This is a genomic window from Pseudomonas sp. FBCC-B545, assembly GCF_059134095.1.
Map to the genome: position 1 here is coordinate 224812 of NZ_CP101441.1, position 18278 is coordinate 243089.

The window sequence follows — 18278 nt, forward strand, 5'->3', positions numbered from 1 at the left end:
TACGCAAAGGACGGATACGTGAGCGAAACAGCCTTGCCTAAAGATGAAGCTCAGCCCGCGCTCGATGCGCCGGTCGAGACACCGGTCAGCGCGCCACGCCGTGGCAATGGCCTAGCCATTGTCGCCTTGCTGCTGGGCGCTGCGGGCGTAGCCGCCGGCGGCTGGGGGATCTGGCAGGTCCGCGCCCTGCAAGCCAGCAGCCAGCATCAGCTGGGCCAGGTGCAGACACTGGATGACCAATCCCAGAGCCTCAAGCAAAGCCAGCAACAGTTGGCCGCTCGCCTGGCGCAGTTGCCGGGCGCGGATGAGCTTGAAGAGCGCCGCCGCCTGGTCGCCCAACTGCAGGGTGATCAGCAGCGCCTGAATCAGCGTCTGGAAACCGTATTGGGCGCCAGCCGCAAGGACTGGCGGCTGGCCGAAGCCGAGCACCTGATCCGTCTGGCCAGCTTGCGCTTGTCCGCCTTACAAGACATCAACAGCGCTCAGTCGCTGGTTCAGGGCGCCGACGAAATTCTTCGCGAGCAGAGCGACCCAGGCGCTTTCGCCGCGCGCGAGCAACTGGCCAAAAGCCTGGCCGCGCTGCGTAGCACCGAGCAACCGGATCGTACCGGCCTTTACCTGCAGCTGGCGGCCTTGCGTGACCAGGTCGTGCAGTTGGCGGCGATTGCGCCGGAGTATCAACTCACCGAGCCTTCCTCCCAAGGGCGTCCTACCAGCGATACGGAGAACTGGTTGAGCCAGTGGTGGGAGCAGGTTTCCCGTTACTTCCGCATTGACTTCAATCCGGATGACAACATCCGCCCATTGTTGGCGGGCCAAGGCTTGAACCAAGTGCGACTGGCCCTGAGCCTGGCGCTGGAGCAAGCACAATGGGCCGCACTGAATGGCGAATCGGCGGTGTACAGCCGCTCGCTGGGTGAAGCGCGCAGCGTGTTGCAAGACAACTTCAACCAGGACAACCCGCAGAGCAAGGCGATGCTGGCGCGTATCGCTGAACTCGAACCCAAGGCCGTTTCGGTGGTGACGCCAGACCTGGCGGCGAGCCTGGCCGCAGTGCAGGCGTACCTCGAACGTCGTCATCAGTCTGCCGATGATGCCAAGGCCTCGGCTGGCCAACCGGCGACCCAGGAGTAGAGCTGATGAAGCGTTTCTATGTGATCCTGGTGCTGGCGATTGCGGTCGCACTGGCGCTGGGTGTGGGCATTTCGAAACACACCGGCTACGTGCTGATTACCTATCCCCATTTGCTGCATTACGAATCGAGCCTGTGGGCTACCTTGGTGGCGGTATTTGCCATCGGCCTGGCGATCTACCTGGTGCGCGTGTTGTTGAGCCTAGTCACCACATCCAGTGGCTTGGTCAATCCCTGGTCGCGGCGCAACCGCAGCCGCCGTGTGCAGATTGCTATCGAGCAAGGCCAGATGGACCTTGCCGAGGGCCGCTGGGCCAGCGCCGAACGGCATTTGCACCGCGCCGCGGAAGCAGAGCGCCAGCCGTTGTTGTATTACATCGGCGCCGCCCGTGCGGCCAATGAGCAGGGCCGTTATGAGGAGTCCGATGGCTTGCTCGAGCGCGCCCTGGAGCGCCAGCCCCAGGCCGAACTGGCGGTTGCACTGAGCCATGCGCAATTGCAGATGGACCGAGGCGATACTGAAGGCGCCCTGGTTACCTTGCAGGCGATGCACGAGCGTCATCCGCACAACGCGCAGGTGCTACGACAGTTGCAACGCCTGCATCAGCAGCGTGGCGATTGGTCGTCGGTGATTCGCCTGTTGCCTGAACTGCGTAAGGACAAAGTGTTGCCTGCGGGCGAGCTGGCCGAGCTGGAGCGTCGCGCCTGGGGCGAGAACCTCAGCCTGGCTGCTCAGCGTGAAGAGCAAGGTGAAGCGGGCTTGCAGTCCCTCGAACGGGCCTGGGAGCAATTGACTTCGGCCCAGCGCCAGCAGCCACAGCTGGTGCTGGCGTATGCCGACCAGCTACGTCGACTTGGCGCGGATGCCAAGGCCGAGGAGGTACTGCGTGGTACGCTCAAGCGCGGCTATGACAGCCACTTGATCCGGCTGTATGGCCTGCTGCGCGGCAGTGATCCTGCACGTCAATTGAAGTTTGCCGAAGGCTGGCTCAAGGATCATCCTGGCGATGCCAGTTTGCTGTTGACGCTGGGCCGCCTCTGCCTGCAAAACAGTCTGTGGGGCAAGGCACGGGACTATCTGGAAAGCAGCCTGCAAGTGCAGCGTAATCCTGAAGCCTGCGCCGAGCTGGCCCGCCTGCTGGCCCAGTTGGGCGACACCGAGCGCAGCAACCAATTGTTTCAGGAAGGCCTGGGGTTGCTGGACAATCGTCTGCTGTCCTCGCCGCTGCCAGTCCCTGTGCGAGTTTGAAGTAGGAAAGGGTGAACAGATTGGCTCCGACCTATCTGACACCCGGTCCGCCAAGCCCCCGTAAACACTTGGCTTAAGCGGTGTTGTTACTAATTCCTACTTGTTGTAATTGGATTTCCTCCGGGCTCTGGCGGGATGTCCTTACGTTTTCGCGGAATAGTCTGCTCTAGGGCGTATTGAAAGGGGTCGGGCCTTTACTCTACCGTAGCGTCCTATCTCTTGCAGTGCGGATAAACAATGTCTTTGGCCCCTTTACGCTCTTTGTTTTTCCTGGCGTTCATGGCAGGTGCGCTGACGTTGGGCGCGTCCTTTTATCTGGAATATGGCGCGCTGCTACAGCCTTGTTTTTTATGCCAGGTACAACGCCTGTTGCTTGCCACGTTTACGTTGATCAACCTGGTCGCTGCTCTTTATAACCCTGGGCGCTTGGGCGTTTGCCTGTATGGGCTGGCGAGCATGGGATGTGCGCTGCTTGGCGCCATTACCGCGGGGCGCCAAGTGCTATTGCAGAGTATGCCGCCAGGCCAGGTCCGGGATTGCTGGCCCAACCTGCAATCCATGATTGAGAGCCTGTCGTTCTGGCAGGCCATGCGCGCAGTGTTCAACGGCACTGTCGATTGCGTCGAAATCACCTGGACGCTATTTGAACTGAGCCTTCCCGAGTGGAGCCTGTTGTTCTTCGTAACCATGCTGATCCTGGGCTCCATGCAATTTTCAAGGTTGTTATTTTGTAGGCATTTGCGCCCTGCAGGGCCATGAAAACCCAACGCAGGTTGTAGGAGTGGATTAAACACTTGTATGAACTTTCTCTCCTGCGTACCTTGAAGCCACAGTCGTGCGGGCATAATCTGGCCCGCACGCGTTATCCAAACCGTTTGTCAGACGCGGCCTTGTCCGGCTGCTGCTTTATCCTCGAAGTGTTGCGCAGGTACATAGCAGCAGCACCCCTATAGGGAAGAGAGATCATCATGCTGGAAAGTTGTCAGAATGCTCAGGAACGCTGGGGTGGGGTGCACAAGCTGATCGACAGCTGGTTGAAGGCACGCCACGAACTGGTTCGGGCCTTTGATGCTCTCGGTGCCAAGCCCGAAGCATTGGGTGCGAATCGCGAGCCATTGCAGGATTTCTGTGGAGTACTGGTGGATTACGTATCGGCAGGCCATTTCGGCGTCTACGAGCAACTGACCAAAGAGGCGGAAGCCTTCGACGACCAGCGTGGCCTCGACCTGGCAGAGACTATTTACCCGCGCATCGATGTGATCACGGAAAAACTGCTGGCGTTTACCGACCTGTGTGATGCAGGTAAATGTGTAGCGGAAAAATTCAAAGAGTTGGGTGCGCTGCTGCATGAGCGTTTCGAGTTGGAGGACTGCCTGATCGAAGTGCTGCACAACGCTCACAAGGAAGAGGCGGCCACCCAGGTCTGAACCTTGGCGACGATATAAAAAACGGTGCGCATGTCGCACCGTTTTTTTATGGGTCAGTGGCGAATGCCGAGCAGTTCAATCTCAAACACCAGCGGAGTAAAGGGTGGGATCAACTCACCCGCTCCATCTGCGCCATAGGCCTGGGGTGAAGGAATTACCAGGCGCCATTTCGCACCCACCGGCATCTGTTGCAACGCACTGCTCCAACCGCTGATTACGCTGTCCAGGCGAAACCATTGCGGCTGCGTACTTTTGTCGAAGACAGTTCCGTCGGGTAGTCGCCCCACGTATTTCACCTGCACCTCATCGCTGGCCAGCGGTTTATTGCCTGTGCCAGGCGCCAGCTCGGTGAGCAGGATCCCGTCTGCCAATTCGCGCACGCCAGTGACGGCTTTTTCCTGAGTCAGAAATTGTTGTTCGGCGGCGAGCGCTTTTTCGCTTTGAGGGATTTGGGCGTCGGCGGCGTTCTGTGCTTCGTGCTGGGCGAGTATCTGTTCGATACGAACGTTGTCCAGCGCAAGCGGCTTGCCTTGGTAGGCCTGCCTGAGGCCGTCCACCAGTGCCTGGATCTGTAGGTCAGGGACTTCCTGGCGCAACCGTTCGCCGAGGCTTGCGCCGAGACTATAGGCAAGATCATGCGGATCCGAGGCAGTGGTTTTTGACGACGGTTGGTCGCTCGCATCGGCTACGCAGATCACTAAGCCAAGCACTAGAAAAAGGTAACGCGACATGGACAGTCTCCCGGCTTAAGTGCGACGGATTATGCCAGTGTGAGAGAGTAAAAAGTGGCGCGGTTTTTCGTTATATCGACAAGAATTTTCGTACGGTGCAACGCAAGGCAAACGATACTGTCAACATGCCCTAGCGGCGGTAAGAGCAGAGGGCTAGTATGAGCCGCACCCACGTCAGCCAGGAGGTAAACCATGTCGGCCAAACAGAAGCCTGTAAATACCCCGTTGCACTTGCTCCAACAACTTTCGGGCAGCCTGCTCGAACATCTCGAAAGCGCATGTTCCCAGGCGTTGGCCGATGCAGAAAAACTGCTCGCCAAACTGGAAAAACAACGCGGTAAAGCCCAAGAAAAACTGCACAAGTCCCGCACCAAACTGCAAGACGCCGCTACAGCCGGCAAGTCCAAGGCGCAAGCCAAAGCCAAGGATGCCGTTAAAGAACTTGAGGACCTGCTGGATGCCCTCAAGGATCGTCAAGCTGAGACCCGCAGCTACATTTCCCAACTCAAGAAAGACGCTCAGGAAAGCCTGAAGCTGGCCCAGGGCATTGGTCGTGTGAAGGAAGCCGTAGGGAAAGCGCTGGGTGCTCGTACCCCTGCAAAAGTTGCAGCCAAGCCGGTTGCGAAAACTGCTGCTGCGAAACCAGCCGCCAAGCCAGCGGCCAAAACCGCTGCTGCGAAACCAGCCGCCAAGCCAGCTGCCAGAACCGCTGCTGCGAAACCAGCCGCCAAGCCAGCTGCCAGAACCGCTGCTGCGAAACCAGCTGCCAAGCCAGCGGCTAAAACCGCTGCTGCGAAACCAGCCGCCAAGCCAGCGGCTAAAACCGCTGCTGCGAAACCAGCCGCCAAGCCAGCGGCTAAAACCGCTGCTGCGAAACCGGCCGCCAAGCCAGCGGCTAAAACCGCTGCTGCGAAACCGGTCGCCAAGCCAGCTGCCAAAACTGCTGCTGCGAAACCAGTCGCCAAGCCAGCGGCTAAAACTGCTGCTGCGAAACCAGCCGCCAAGCCAGCGGCTAAAACCGCTGCTGCGAAACCAGCCGCCAAGCCAGCGGCTAAAACCGCTGCTGCGAAACCAGCCGCCAAGCCAGCTGCTAAAACTGCTGCTGCGAAACCAGTCGCCAAGCCAGTTGCTAAACCTACTGCCGCGAAACCAGCCGCCAAGCCAGCTGCGAAACCTGCTGCCGCGAAACCAGCCGCCAAACCCGCGGCTGCAAAACCAGCACCCGCCAAGCCAGCCACTCCAGTAGCACCTGCTGCCACTGCGACCGCTTCAACCGCTCCAACCGCATCGACCGGCAGCACCCCTGCATCGATAGCGCCAAGCACCACCCAAACCAACGCTTCTTAAGTGTTGGCGACTACGACGCGCAGCCGCTGCAGCGCGTCGTGGTCAAGGTTGGCGGCTTCGGTCGCCAAGCCTTCAAGCCATCCGTACTGACCCACCCCCTCATTGATAGGCCATGCCTGCGCCAGCGTTTCCAAGCGCATCAGCAATGCTCGCTCGGCTTCCATTTCTAGAGTCTTGACCCGCTCCCGTAGCGATGCCAGTTGCGTATCCTGCTGCGCCATGGTTCGCCATTGCACACGCACTTGTCGCAACGGTTCGACCACCTGTTTCCGCCAGGGGCGAGCTAGCTGCTGCAATGCCTGCACGCGTTCGAACGTATACGCCACCCCTCGTTGTTCCAGCCACGCACCACACAGCAACAGGCACACATCCGCTCCTTGCTCCTGCAAGCGCAGGCAAGCAGCCTCTACACCCGGGCGGGCGTAGGTCGAGAGGGCAAAGCTCCACAGGTCAGCGCACATATTCACACCCAAGCCAGCGGCCAACGAAGCTGGTAGACTCCGCCGCCATTATGATCCGACTTCAAAGCCTAACATTACAGCGTGGCCCGCAACGTCTTCTTGAAGACGCCGAGCTGACCCTGCACGCCGGTCACAAAGCCGGCCTGATCGGTGCCAACGGCGCCGGCAAATCCACGTTGTTCGCCTTGTTGCTGGGTGAGCTGACCCCGGACTCCGGGGACTGCCTGCTGCCGGCCGACTGGCGCATCGCCCATATGCGCCAGGAGATCGACACCCTGGACCGCATCGCGATCGACTACGTGCTCGATGGCGACCTGCGCCTGCGCCAGGTGCAACACGACCTCGCCGAAGCCGAAAAAACCCAGGACGGTGCCGCCCAGGCCCGCCTGCACGCCGAGCTGGACAGTGCCGACGGCTATACCGCCGACGCCCGTGCCCGCAAGATGCTTGCCGGCCTGGGTTTTACCAACGAACAGATGGACCGCCCGGTCGCCGACTTCTCCGGTGGCTGGCGCATGCGCCTCAATCTGGCCCAAGCGCTGATGTGTCCTTCGGACCTGCTGCTGCTCGACGAACCGACCAACCACTTGGACCTTGATGCGATCCTGTGGCTGGAAGACTTCCTCAAGAACTATCAGGGTACGTTGCTGCTGATTTCCCACGACCGGGATTTCCTCGATGCCGTGGTCGATAACATCGCCCACGTCGAACAGAAGAAGATCACCCTTTATCGTGGCGGCTATACCGCGTTCGAACGCGCCCGCGCCGAGCGCCTGGCCCAGCAGCAACAGGCCTATGAGAAGCAACAGGCGCAACGTGCGCACATGGAAAGCTACATCGCCCGGTTCAAGGCCCAAGCCACCAAGGCCCGCCAGGCCCAGAGCCGGATCAAGGCTCTGGAGCGCATGGAAGAGCTGTCGGCGGCCCACGTCGATTCGCCGTTCGACTTTGTATTTCGCGAATCGGTGAAGATCTCCAGCCCGTTGCTGGACCTCTCCGATGCCCGCCTGGGTTATGGCGACAAAACCATCCTGGAGAAGGTCAAGCTGCAGCTCACGCCAGGCGCTCGTATCGGTTTGCTGGGCCCCAACGGCGCGGGCAAGTCGACGCTGATCAAGAATCTCTCGGGCGAACTTGAGCCGCTGGCAGGTCGCCTGACCCGTGGCGAGAACACGGTGGTGGGTTACTTCGCCCAGCACCAACTGGACTCGCTCGATTCCAAGGCCAGCCCGCTGCTGCACCTGCAACGCCTGGCACCGACCGAGCGCGAGCAGACCTTGCGTGATTTCCTCGGTGGTTTTGACTTCCGTGGTGCGCGCATTGATGAGCCCGTGCTGAATTTCTCCGGAGGCGAAAAAGCCCGGCTGGCTCTGGCCCTGATCGCTTGGGACCGCCCGAACCTGCTGCTGCTCGACGAACCGACCAACCACCTGGACCTGGAAATGCGCCTGGCGCTGACCATGGCCCTGCAGGAATTCAGCGGTGCGGTATTGGTGGTCTCCCACGATCGCCATCTGCTCAAGAGCACCACCGATAACTTCCTGCTGGTGGCTGACGGTAAGGTCGAAGAGTTCGACGGCGACCTGGACGACTATGCGCGCTGGCTGACCGACTACCGCCTGCGTAATGCGCCGGCCAGTAACACGCCGGTCAATCCAGACAAGACCGACAAGAAAGCCCAGCGCCAGGCTGCCGCCGCATTGCGCCAGCAGTTGGCCCCGCACAAGCGTGAAGCCGACAAGCTGGAAGCCGAGCTGGGCAAGGTGCACGAGCGCCTGGCCAGGATCGAAGCCAGCCTGGGCGACAGCGCCGTGTACGAGGCCGCGCGCAAGGATGAACTGCGCGACCTGCTGGCCGAACAGGCCAAGCTCAAGGTGCGCGAAGGGCAGTTGGAGGAAACCTGGATGGAGGCCCTCGAGTTGCTCGAAACCCTGCAAGCGGAGCTGGAGGCGCTGTCCTGATGGAAGCGTTGCAACTGCCGTTGCCGGCGCAATGGGTCGAGCCCGTATGGATCGGCGTGCAAATCCTGCTGATCCTGCTGGCCGGCTACCTGGCCCAGCGCTTTGTCGCCAAGGGCCTGACCCGCCTGGGTGAGCGCTACCCGCTGCCGCCGCAGTTACTGATGCCCCTGCGTGGCGGCCTGCGCTGGCTGATCATGGGCAGTGCGCTGATCTTTGTGCTGGGCCGCCTGGGTGTGTCCGCCACTGTCTTATGGACGGCGCTGTCGGGGTTTGTCGCGGTGGCGGCAGTGGCGTTCTTCGCCATGTGGTCGGTGCTGTCCAACCTGTTGTGCGCGATCCTGATCTTTACGGTCGGGCCGTTCCGTCTCGGTGACATCGTCGAACTGGTGGACACCGTCGACAAACCCGGCGTGAAGGGGCGGGTGGTTGCGATCAACCTGCTCTACACCACGTTGATCGAAGTCGAGGAAGCCGGCACCAGCAGCGCGATGGTGCAGGTGCCCAACAGTTTGTTCTTCCAGCGTTCGGTGCGACGTTGGCCAGGGACACATATGTTTCCAGGCGATCGTTAGCGTTTCATCTAACAAAATTCTATAGCCAGCCCTCGCTCGGTGGAGTTAGCTTAAGGCACAACCGCTAACTCCCTTCTGAGGTGCGCAATGGCTCTCGACACATGGCTGGCCTTCTTCCTGGCCAGTTGGATCATTTCCCTATCCCCCGGCGCCGGTGCCATCGCCTCGATGTCCAGCGGCCTGCAATACGGTTTCGCGCGTGGCTACTGGAACGCCATCGGCCTGCAGATTGGCCTGGCGATGCAAATTGCCGTGGTGGCGGGCGGCTTGGGCGCCATTCTGGCGGCGTCGTCTACCGCGTTCTATGCGATCAAATGGTTTGGTGTGGCCTACCTGGTGTACCTGGCCATCAAGCAATGGCGTGCCTTGCCCATGGACATGACCGATGACGCCGCCGTGCGCCCTATCGGCAAGCCGATGGCGATGATGTTCCGGGGTTTCCTGGTCAACGCCAGCAATCCCAAGGCCCTGGTGTTCATGCTGGCGGTGCTGCCGCAGTTCGTGAACCCGCAGTCGCCGTTGTTGATCCAGTACCTGATCCTCGGTGCGACCATGATCAGCGTCGATATGATCGTGATGGCGGGGTACACGGGGTTGGCGTCGAAAGTCTTGCGCCTGTTGCGTACACCTAAACAACAGAAACGCGTAAACCGTACCTTTGCAGGTTTGTTCGTAGGTGCGGCGGGCTTCCTCGCCAGCCTGCACCGCGCTACGGCATAACTGAAGAAACCAAATCAAAATGTGGGAGGGGGCTTGCTCCCGATGGCGGTGTATCAGCTTAGAAATTTTTGGCTGACACACTGCTATCGGTAGCAAGCCCCTCCCACATTGGTTTTGTGGTGATATGAAATAACACCTTGAGTCGAATCCATTAAAGCTCAACAATAGTGTTACTTCGTATTTCCACTTGAGATCCATTCATGACTGCCCCTTTCCGCTTTCTCGCCTGGCTGCTGTTGCCGGCGATGATGTCGTGCAGCTTTAATCTCTTGGCCGCAACCGCCGAGGGCGCGCCACAAGCCCTGCATTTGCTGGACTACATTGGCGCCGACTACCCACCGACGGTAGAAGCGGGCAAGGTGGTGGACGACTCGGAATACCGCGAGCAGGTAGAGTTTCTCGGGGTATTGCAGGGCTTGGTAGCCGATTTGCCGGATAAGCCCGAGCGGGCCGAGCTGGTAACCGGCGTTGATGAACTGTTGGCAGCGGTCACCGCCCGCCAGGACGGCGCAGGCGTGGCCCGTCAGGCCCGTCAGTTGGGCGCCAAGCTGGCGGTGGCCTATGAAGTCAGCCAGGCCCCGGCCATCACGCCCGACCCTACACGCGGCGCGCGGCTGTACGCTCAGCACTGTTCGGTCTGCCACGGTACGGCCGGTGCCGGTGATGGCCCGGCGGGCGTGGGCCTCACGCCGCCACCCGCGAACCTGCGCGATGCTGCACGCCTGGATCGCTTGAGCCTGTATGCGATCTACAACACCCTCGGCCTGGGTGTCGAAGGCACCGATATGCCGTCGTTCGCTGATCAACTGGACGACCGCCAGCGCTGGGACTTGGCTACCTACATCGCTGGTTTCACCGCCGACCCGGCTGCCGCCAAAAGCGCGCAGGCGTTCAACTTGGCCGACCTGGCGCGCCAGACCCCCAATGAAGTGCTCGCCGCCAATGGTCCGGCCGCTGCCGCGGCTTTCCGCGCCCAGCGTGCGCAGCCGCCGCAGGTCCAGCGTGGCCCCGCGCAGTTGCTCGACTACACCGCCACCACCCTGGACAAGAGCCTTGCCGCCTTCCGCAACGGTGACCACGAGCAGGCCTACGACCTGTCGGTCGCCGCTTACCTCGAAGGTTTCGAATTGGTGGAAAGCTCCCTAGATAACGTCGATGCCAATGTGCGCAAAGACACTGAGAAGGCCCTGATGGCCTATCGGCAATCATTGCAGGACGGTTTGCCTATCGAGCAGGTGCAGCAACGCCTGGACGCGGCCAAGGGCAAGCTTACCGAGTCCGCCGGCTTGCTGGGCGGCGATGGCTTGAGCTGGACGTTGAGCTACATTTCCGGCTTGTTGATCCTGCTGCGCGAAGGTCTGGAAGCGATCCTGGTGCTGGCGGCGATCCTGGCCTTCCTGCGCAATACCGGCCAGCAATCGGCGGTACGTAGTGTCAACGTCGGCTGGGGCCTGGCGCTGTTGGCTGGCTTGGCCACCTGGGCCTTGGCGGCGTATGTGATTGACGTCAGCGGTGCCCAGCGCGAACTGCTCGAAGGCTGCACGGCGTTGTTTGCCAGCGTGATGGTGTTGTGGCTCGGCGTATGGATGCACGATCGGCGTCATGCGGCGGCCTGGCAGAACTACATCAAGAGCAGCCTGGTGGGCGGCGGTGGGCGTTTCGGTTTTGCGGTACTGGCGTTCTTCTCGGTGTACCGCGAGCTGTTCGAGGTGATCCTGTTCTACGAAACCCTGTGGCTGCAAGCCGGCCCGGCCGGGCATAACGCGGTATTGGCGGGTGGGGCCACGGCGCTGGTGCTGCTGGTGGGCCTGGCCTGGGTGATCCTGCGCGGTTCGGCGAAGCTGCCGTTGGCGCTGTTCTTCGGTATCAACGCGGCGCTGCTGTGCGCGCTGTCGGTGGTGTTCGCCGGGCACGGTGTCAAGGCCTTGCAGGAGGCGGGCATCTTCGGCACGCGGCCGGTGGCGTTCTTTGACTTCGACTGGCTGGGCATCCATGCCGATGCGTATTCGTTGGGTGCGCAGGCCGTGGCGATCCTGGCGATTGTGGCGCTGTATGGCCGTAGCCGGCTGACCGAGAAGCGCCGGGCGGCGGCGTAGCATGCGAGTATGGATCGACGCCGACGCCTGCCCTCGTGCGGCCAAGGACCAAGTGGTGAAGTTTGCCCTCAAGCGCCAGTTCGAGGTGGTGCTGGTGGCCGGGCAGAGCCAGATCAAGCCGAGCTTCGCCTGTGTGAAGCTTATCGTGGTCCCCAGCGGCCCGGATGCGGCCGATGACTACTTGGTTGAGCATGCTGTGCCCGGTGAACTGGTGATCTGCAGCGACGTGCCCTTGGCCGACCGGCTGGTGAAAAAGGGCGTCACGGCCCTTGACCCAAGGGGCAAGGAGTTCAGCCCGGCGAACATGAGTGAACGCCTGGCGGTGCGTAACCTGTTCACCGACCTGCGCGAGCAGGGCCAGATGGGCGGCGGGCCACCGCCCCACGGGGAAAAGGACAAGCAAGCATTTGCCAATGCCTTGGATCGCCTCCTTACCCGTCTTATGCGCACGGGTTAGTCATTTTCGTGGGTCAGCTCCAACACCCGATCCACCAGCTTGTTGATGCCTGACGCGACCTCGCTGATGTTTTTGCCGAGCATATAAGCCGGCGTACTCACCAGCTTGCGCGCCTTGTCCTCGACGATGTCCTCCACCGCGCATTCATGATGCGTGGCGCCCATCTTGTCCAGGGCTGCCGCTGTGTCGGCATCGTTGCCGATGGTGCAGGTCACGCCCGGGCCGTAGATCTTCGCGGCCAACGCAGGCGAAATGCAGATCAACCCAACGGGTTTGCCCGCTTCGGCGAAGGCTTCGGCCAGCTCCAGTACCTGCGGGTTGACGCTGCAGGCAGCGCCTTCCACGGCGAAGTCAGACAGGTTCTTCGCCGCGCCGAAGCCGCCAGGCACGATCAGCGCATCAAAGTCTGCGGCGTTGGCTTCGCGAATATCCTTCACTGCGCCCCGGGCGATGCGTGCGGATTCCACCAGTACATTGCGTGTTTCGGGCATTTCCTCACCGGTGAGGTGATTGATCACGTGCAACTGAGCAATATTCGGCGCAAAACATTCGACTTGAGCGCCGCGCTGGTCCAGGCGCAGCAGGGTGATCACGCTTTCATGGATTTCTGCGCCGTCGTACACGCCACAGCCGGAAAGGATCACTGCAATCTTTTTGCTCATGGGCATTTCTCCTGATTCATGGCGTTAAATGTCTACTAATTTGTAACCTGTTGCCAATGGGATCTCACGGCGGGGCACCTAATCTTGATGTAACAAAAATAGACCGGACTAGCCCATGGACTTCGTGCCTTACGCGGTACCGTTTTTCATCGCCCTGATCGTGGTTGAACTGCTGGCCGACCGTTGGCGCGGCGCGCGCAACTATCGAGTGGCGGATGCCATCAACAGCCTCAGCACCGGCGTGCTGTCCACCACCACCGGGTTGTTGACCAAGGGTGTGGGTCTGCTGACCTACGCATTCGCCCTCAAGCATCTGGCGCTGTTCGAGTGGTCGACCCAGAGTGCCTGGACCTGGGTGTTCGCCTTCGTGTTCTATGACGTGTGCTACTACTGGCTGCATCGCATGGGTCATGAGCGCAATATCCTCTGGGCCGCGCATTCGGTGCATCACCAGAGCGAGGACTACAACCTCACCACTGCCTTGCGCCAGACCAGCACCGGTTTCCTGCTGAGCTGGATCTTCTACCTGCCCCTGGCTGTGGTCGGTGTGCCGCTGGTGGTGTTTATCAGCGTGGCGTCGCTCAACCTGCTCTATCAGTTCTGGGTCCACACCCGTCACGTTCCCAAGCTTGGGTGGTTCGAGTGGTTCTTCGTCACACCGTCCAATCATCGGGCCCACCATGCACAGAACGCTCTCTACATGGATCGCAACTACGGCGGGGTGTTCATTATTTGGGACCGGCTGTTCGGCACGTTCCAAGAGGAAGACGACAACGAGCCGGTCATTTTCGGTGTGACCACGCCCTTGGCCAGTTGGAATCCCTTGTGGGCCAACCTGCAGTTCTACGCGCAGTTATGGAATGACGCCCGGCGTACTGACAGCTGGTGGGACAAGTTACGTATCTGGTTCATGCGCACCGGCTGGCGCCCGGCGGACGTCAAAGCCAAGTACCCGATGCCCAAGCCGGACCTGAGCCAGTTCCGCAAATTCGAGGTGCAGTTGGATGCGCGACAGCAGGTGTACGTCGCCTTGCAGTTTGCGGCGTACGTGGGGTTTGGTAGTTATCTGATGAATTTCGGCGAGGCGATGCCCTCGGCGGCGCTGGTCCTGGGTTGGGGAGCCATGGCGCTGGGCCTGTTTACCTTGGGGGTGGCGCTGGAAAATCGCCTGTGGGCGTTGAAGGCCGAGCTGGCGCGGTTGGCGCTGAACGCGCCGTTGGTATGGCTGGCACCGATGGTCGGTCTGTGGCCCGCCAGCAACCTGGCCTGGCTGGCGCTGGCGAGCTACAGTCTGCTGAGCGTGATCGGCCTCTACTGTTGCAGAAGCCGGCTTACTCGACTGGTGTCTTAGGTGTTTCCACCTGGGCTGGCTCTGCAGCGAGCCGGGCCTTGGCCGCGGCACAGGCCTCGCGGGCGATACGGGCATTCCTGAAGCGGCGGCGCAGCCACAGGACGAGGCCCAGTACCAGCAAGGCGCCCAGCACCCACAGTTCGTATTTCTTGACGCTGCCGAGCATGCCCTCCAGCACCGCGCCGAAGTGGTAGGCCGCAGCCCCCAGCGCAGCGGCCCAGATCGCCGCGCCGATCCCGTTGAGGATCAGATAGCGCAACGGCGGGTAGCCGGACAGGCCAATTGCCACGGGCATCACCGTGCGCAATCCATAGACGAAGCGGAAGCTCAGTACCCAGATATCCGGGTGCTTGCGGATATGTTCCAGCGCCTTGTCGCCCATCAATTGCCAGCGCGGCTTGCGTGCCAGCAGCTTGCGGCCATGCTTGCGCCCCATGTAGTACCAGAGCTGGTCGCCGGCGTAGCTGCCAAAGAAGGCAACGACCACCACCAGGTTGATATCCATGTAGCCACGGAACGCCAGGAAGCCTGCGAGCACGAGGATGGTCTCGCCTTCGAAGAACGTGCCGAGGAAGAGGGCAAAGTAACCGAAGTCATGCAGAAATTGTTGAAGCATGGTCTGGGGTGCTGGCGAAATGAACGCGCAGCCTACGCCTTCACGAAGATTCATGAAAGTATCGAGATGTGTCACGAAGTGAACAATTCCTACATAAATGACGAATGCGACTACAGGTCGCATCGATAAGCACAACTGTCATTCCTTCGTCATAATGGCCGCTTATAACTGCAACGCTCGCCCGTAAACGCGGGCTCAGGAGTCTGTCGTGAGCTTTACCCCTGCCAATCGCCTGTTCCCCGCTACCCGCCTGCGTCGCAATCGCCGTGATGATTTTTCTCGTCGCCTGGTACGTGAAAATGTACTGACGACGAATGATCTGATCCTGCCGGTATTTGTGCTCGATGGTGAAAATCGTCGGGAAGCGGTGGCATCGATGCCAGGTGTGGAGCGTTTGACCATTGATCAGTTGCTGATCGAGGCGGCCAATTGGGTCGAACTGGGGATCCCGGCGCTGGCACTGTTTCCGGTGACGCCGTCGGAGCTCAAGTCCCTGGACGCCGCAGAAGCCTGGAACCCACAAGGGATCGCCCAGCGTGCCACCCGCGCCCTGCGCGAGCGCTTCCCGGAGTTGGGCGTGATTACCGACGTGGCCCTGGACCCGTTCACCACCCACGGCCAAGATGGCATTCTTGACGAAGACGGTTACGTTCAGAACGACATTACCGTCGATGCGCTGGTCAGGCAGGCGTTATCCCATGCCGCAGCGGGCGCCCAGGTGGTTGCGCCGTCGGACATGATGGACGGTCGCATCCAGGCAATTCGTGAAGCGCTTGAACTGGCGGGCCATGTCAATGTGCGGATCATGGCTTACTCGGCCAAGTACGCCAGCGCCTACTACGGCCCGTTCCGCGATGCGGTGGGCTCGGCCCTGAACCTGGGCAAGGCCAACAAGGCCTCGTACCAGATGGACCCGGCCAACAGCCACGAAGCCCTGCACGAAGTTGCGGCGGACCTGGCCGAAGGCGCCGACATGGTGATGGTCAAGCCCGGGATGCCTTATCTGGACATCCTTTATCGGGTCAAAGAGGAATTCAAGGTGCCGACCTTTGTCTACCAGGTCAGCGGTGAATACGCCATGCATATGGCCGCAATCCAGAATGGTTGGTTGAGTGAAGGGGTGATCCTCGAATCCCTGACTGCCTTTAAACGTGCCGGCGCCGATGGCATCCTGACCTACTTCGCCGCCCGCGCCGCCCAATTGCTTAGAGAGCAACAATAGCCCTCACAGGAACACTCGATGAATACCGAAGGACTCTCAGAAGTGGCTGTAAAAGACGCTCACCCGGTGGTTGAACAAGTCGCCGAGACCCCGCCGGAACTGGAGCCGGCCGCGCCTGCGGTGGTCGTTGAAGCGCCTGCGCCTGCGCCGGTGGCCGTGGTCACCAACCTGGATGACAGCAGCCTGTACATCCACCGCGAGCTGTCACAGCTGCAATTCAACATCCGCGTGCTGGAGCAGGCGCTGGATGAGTCCTACCCGTTGCTGGAGCGACTGAAATTCCTGCTGATCTTCTCCAGCAACCTGGACGAGTTTTTCGAGATCCGTGTCGCCGGGCTCAAGAAGCAGATTACCTTCGCCCGCGAACAAGCCGGTGCTGACGGCCTGCAACCGCACCAGGCCCTGGCTCGCATCAGCGAGCTGGTGCACGGCCATGTGGATCGCCAGTACGCAATCCTCAACGACATCCTGCTGCCGGAGCTGGAAAAGCATCAGGTCCGCTTCATTCGCCGTCGCCACTGGACCGCCAAGATCAAGACCTGGGTGCGCCGCTACTTCCGTGACGAGATTTCCCCGATCATCACCCCCATCGGCCTCGACCCTACGCACCCGTTCCCGTTGCTGGTGAACAAGAGCCTCAACTTTATTGTTGAGCTGGAAGGTATCGACGCCTTTGGACGCGACTCCGGCCTGGCAATCATCCCGGCACCGCGCCTGTTGCCACGGATCATCAAGGTACCCGAGGAGGTAGGCGGCGCTGGCGACAACTATGTATTCCTGTCGTCGATGATCCATGCCCATGCCGATGACCTGTTCCAGGGCATGAAGGTCAAGGGCTGCTATCAGTTCCGCCTGACCCGCAACGCCGACCTGGCGCTGGACTCCGAAGATGTGGAAGACTTGGCCCGTGCCCTGCGCGGCGAGCTGTTCTCGCGGCGCTACGGCGACGCTGTACGCCTGGAAGTCGCCGATACCTGCCCGAAACATCTGTCGGATTACCTGCTCAAGCAGTTCAACCTGGCCGAGTCCGAGCTGTACCAAGTCAACGGCCCGGTGAACCTGACGCGCCTGTTCAGCATCACCGGCCTGGACAGCCACCCGGAGCTGCAATACAAGCCGTTCACCCCGCAGATCCCGAAACTGCTGCAAAACAGCGAGAACATCTTCAGCGTGATAAGCAAGCAGGACATCCTGCTGCTGCACCCATTCGAATCCTTCACCCCGGTGGTCGATTTGCTGCGCCAGGCCGCCAAGGACCCGCATGTCCTGGCCGTGCGCCAGACCCTGTACCGCAGTGGCGCCAACTCGGAAATCGTCGATGCGCTGGTGGATGCTGCGCGTAACGGCAAGGAAGTCACCGCAGTGATCGAGCTGCGTGCGCGCTTTGACGAAGAGTCCAACCTGCAACTGGCCAGCCGCCTGCAAGCGGCCGGGGCGGTGGTGATCTACGGCGTGGTCGGCTTCAAGACCCACGCCAAGATGATGCTGATCCTGCGTCGTGAAGCCGGTGAGATCGTGCGCTACGCCCACTTGGGTACCGGCAACTACCATGCCGGCAACGCCAAGCTCTACACCGACTACAGCCTGCTGACGTCCGACGACGCGCTGTGCGAAGACGTCGGCAAGTTGTTCAGCCAGTTGATCGGCATGGGCAAGACCTTGCGCATGAAGAAGCTGCTGCATGCACCGTTCACGCTAAAGAAGGGCATGCTCGACATGATTGCCCGCGAGACCCAGTTCGCCCTCGACGGCAAGCCGGCGCACATCATTGCCAAGTTCAACTCGCTGACCGATCCGAAGATCATCCGCGCGCTGTACAAGGCCAGCCAGTCCGGCGTGCGCATCGACCTGGTGGTGCGGGGCATGTGCTGCCTGCGCCCGGGCATTGTCGGCGTGTCGCATAACATCCACGTGCGCTCGATCATCGGTCGCTTCCTGGAGCACACGCGAGTGTTCTACTTCCTCAACGGCGGCGAAGAGCAGATGTTCCTCTCCAGTGCCGACTGGATGGAGCGCAACCTCGACAAGCGGGTGGAGACCTGTTTCCCGGTGGAAGGCAAGAAGCTGATCATGCGGGTCAAGAAGGAACTGGAAAGCTACCTCACCGACAACACCCACAGCTGGAGCCTGCAGTCGGACGGTCGCTACGTGCGTAACACGCCGACCGGCAACCAGAACCCGCGCAGCGCGCAGGCAACGTTGCTGGAGAAGCTGGGTAGCCCGATTCTTGCGGTGAACTAAACCCCAGCACCAGCGAGGTCTAAAAAATGTGGG

The 18278-nt window shown here is 60.9% G+C and carries 17 protein-coding genes; 13 read left to right on the forward strand and 4 right to left on the reverse strand.

Translation table 11 applies throughout. The annotated features are described in order from the left end of the window. Positions 1-18: 18 nt before the first annotated feature. The 4 genes from NMB39_RS01020 (at position 19) to NMB39_RS01035 (ending at position 3808) form a co-directional block, all read left to right on the forward strand. On the forward strand, positions 19-1134 hold the full coding sequence (locus NMB39_RS01020; RefSeq protein ID WP_494339702.1) for a uroporphyrinogen-III C-methyltransferase: 1116 nt from the start codon (positions 19-21) through the stop codon (positions 1132-1134). 5 nt (positions 1135-1139) lie between these two features. Further along, positions 1140-2381 carry a heme biosynthesis protein HemY gene (locus NMB39_RS01025; RefSeq protein WP_494339701.1) on the forward strand — a complete coding sequence of 414 codons (1242 nt, stop codon included), beginning with the start codon at positions 1140-1142 and terminating at the stop codon, positions 2379-2381. Positions 2382-2618: 237 nt separating this feature from the next. Next, positions 2619-3140, forward strand: a complete 522-nt coding sequence (locus NMB39_RS01030) for a disulfide bond formation protein B (RefSeq protein WP_057022735.1) — start codon at positions 2619-2621, stop codon at positions 3138-3140. 209 nt (positions 3141-3349) lie between these two features. After that, entirely contained in the window at positions 3350-3808 is a 459-nt protein-coding gene (locus NMB39_RS01035; protein WP_057022736.1) for an Rsd/AlgQ family anti-sigma factor, read from the forward strand. Positions 3809-3861: 53 nt separating this feature from the next. Here NMB39_RS01035 and NMB39_RS01040 read toward each other — a convergent pair whose 3' ends face one another. Continuing rightward, positions 3862-4539 (reverse strand): FKBP-type peptidyl-prolyl cis-trans isomerase, encoded by a 678-nt coding sequence (locus tag NMB39_RS01040; RefSeq protein ID WP_057022737.1) that lies wholly within the window; start codon positions 4537-4539, stop codon positions 3862-3864. A 192-nt stretch (positions 4540-4731) separates the two neighbouring features. Between NMB39_RS01040 and NMB39_RS01045 the strand changes: the two genes are divergently transcribed. Beyond that, a complete protein-coding gene (locus tag NMB39_RS01045) occupies positions 4732-5886 on the forward strand; it encodes an AlgP family protein (protein WP_464006112.1) in 1155 nt (384 codons plus the stop codon). Here the strand turns inward: NMB39_RS01045 and NMB39_RS01050 are convergent. Next, on the reverse strand, positions 5883-6347 hold the full coding sequence (locus tag NMB39_RS01050) for a TIGR02444 family protein (protein WP_494339700.1): 465 nt from the start codon (positions 6345-6347) through the stop codon (positions 5883-5885). The genes NMB39_RS01045 and NMB39_RS01050 overlap by 4 nt on opposite strands. Before the next feature lie 50 nt (positions 6348-6397). Between NMB39_RS01050 and NMB39_RS01055 the strand changes: the two genes are divergently transcribed. From NMB39_RS01055 to NMB39_RS01075, 5 genes are all read left to right on the forward strand, one after another. Next, positions 6398-8308, forward strand: a complete 1911-nt coding sequence (locus tag NMB39_RS01055) for an ATP-binding cassette domain-containing protein (RefSeq protein WP_057022740.1) — start codon at positions 6398-6400, stop codon at positions 8306-8308. Next, positions 8308-8880: a mechanosensitive ion channel family protein gene (locus tag NMB39_RS01060; protein ID WP_057011386.1), complete on the forward strand. Its 573-nt coding sequence runs from the start codon at positions 8308-8310 to the stop codon at positions 8878-8880. The genes NMB39_RS01055 and NMB39_RS01060 overlap by 1 nt, the downstream gene beginning before the upstream one ends. Before the next feature lie 87 nt (positions 8881-8967). Continuing rightward, positions 8968-9600 (forward strand): LysE family transporter, encoded by a 633-nt coding sequence (locus NMB39_RS01065; protein ID WP_494339699.1) that lies wholly within the window; start codon positions 8968-8970, stop codon positions 9598-9600. Positions 9601-9800: 200 nt separating this feature from the next. Further along, complete coding sequence (locus NMB39_RS01070; protein WP_494339698.1) at positions 9801-11696, forward strand: FTR1 family protein; 1896 nt, start codon at positions 9801-9803, stop codon at positions 11694-11696. Position 11697: 1 nt separating this feature from the next. Then, positions 11698-12153 (forward strand): YaiI/YqxD family protein, encoded by a 456-nt coding sequence (locus NMB39_RS01075; protein ID WP_057011383.1) that lies wholly within the window; start codon positions 11698-11700, stop codon positions 12151-12153. On the opposite strand, the gene elbB is transcribed toward NMB39_RS01075, so the two are convergent. Beyond that, a complete protein-coding gene (elbB, locus tag NMB39_RS01080) occupies positions 12150-12815 on the reverse strand; it encodes an isoprenoid biosynthesis glyoxalase ElbB (RefSeq protein ID WP_057022743.1) in 666 nt (221 codons plus the stop codon). The genes NMB39_RS01075 and elbB overlap by 4 nt on opposite strands. Positions 12816-12930: 115 nt before the next feature. Here elbB and NMB39_RS01085 point away from each other — a divergent pair, with 115 nt between their 5' ends. Then, positions 12931-14166: a sterol desaturase family protein gene (locus tag NMB39_RS01085; RefSeq protein ID WP_494339697.1), complete on the forward strand. Its 1236-nt coding sequence runs from the start codon at positions 12931-12933 to the stop codon at positions 14164-14166. On the opposite strand, the gene NMB39_RS01090 is transcribed toward NMB39_RS01085, so the two are convergent. Continuing rightward, entirely contained in the window at positions 14147-14782 is a 636-nt protein-coding gene (locus NMB39_RS01090) for a DedA family protein (RefSeq protein ID WP_494340612.1), read from the reverse strand. The two genes, NMB39_RS01085 and NMB39_RS01090, sit on opposite strands and share 20 nt — an antisense overlap. A 208-nt stretch (positions 14783-14990) precedes the next feature. Between NMB39_RS01090 and hemB the strand changes: the two genes are divergently transcribed. Both hemB and ppk1 read left to right on the forward strand, forming a co-directional pair. Then, complete coding sequence (gene hemB / locus NMB39_RS01095; RefSeq protein ID WP_046070037.1) at positions 14991-16004, forward strand: porphobilinogen synthase; 1014 nt, start codon at positions 14991-14993, stop codon at positions 16002-16004. Positions 16005-16022: 18 nt separating this feature from the next. Beyond that, a complete protein-coding gene (gene ppk1, locus NMB39_RS01100; RefSeq protein ID WP_046070036.1) occupies positions 16023-18245 on the forward strand; it encodes a polyphosphate kinase 1 in 2223 nt (740 codons plus the stop codon). The last annotated feature ends 33 nt before the right edge of the window (positions 18246-18278 follow it).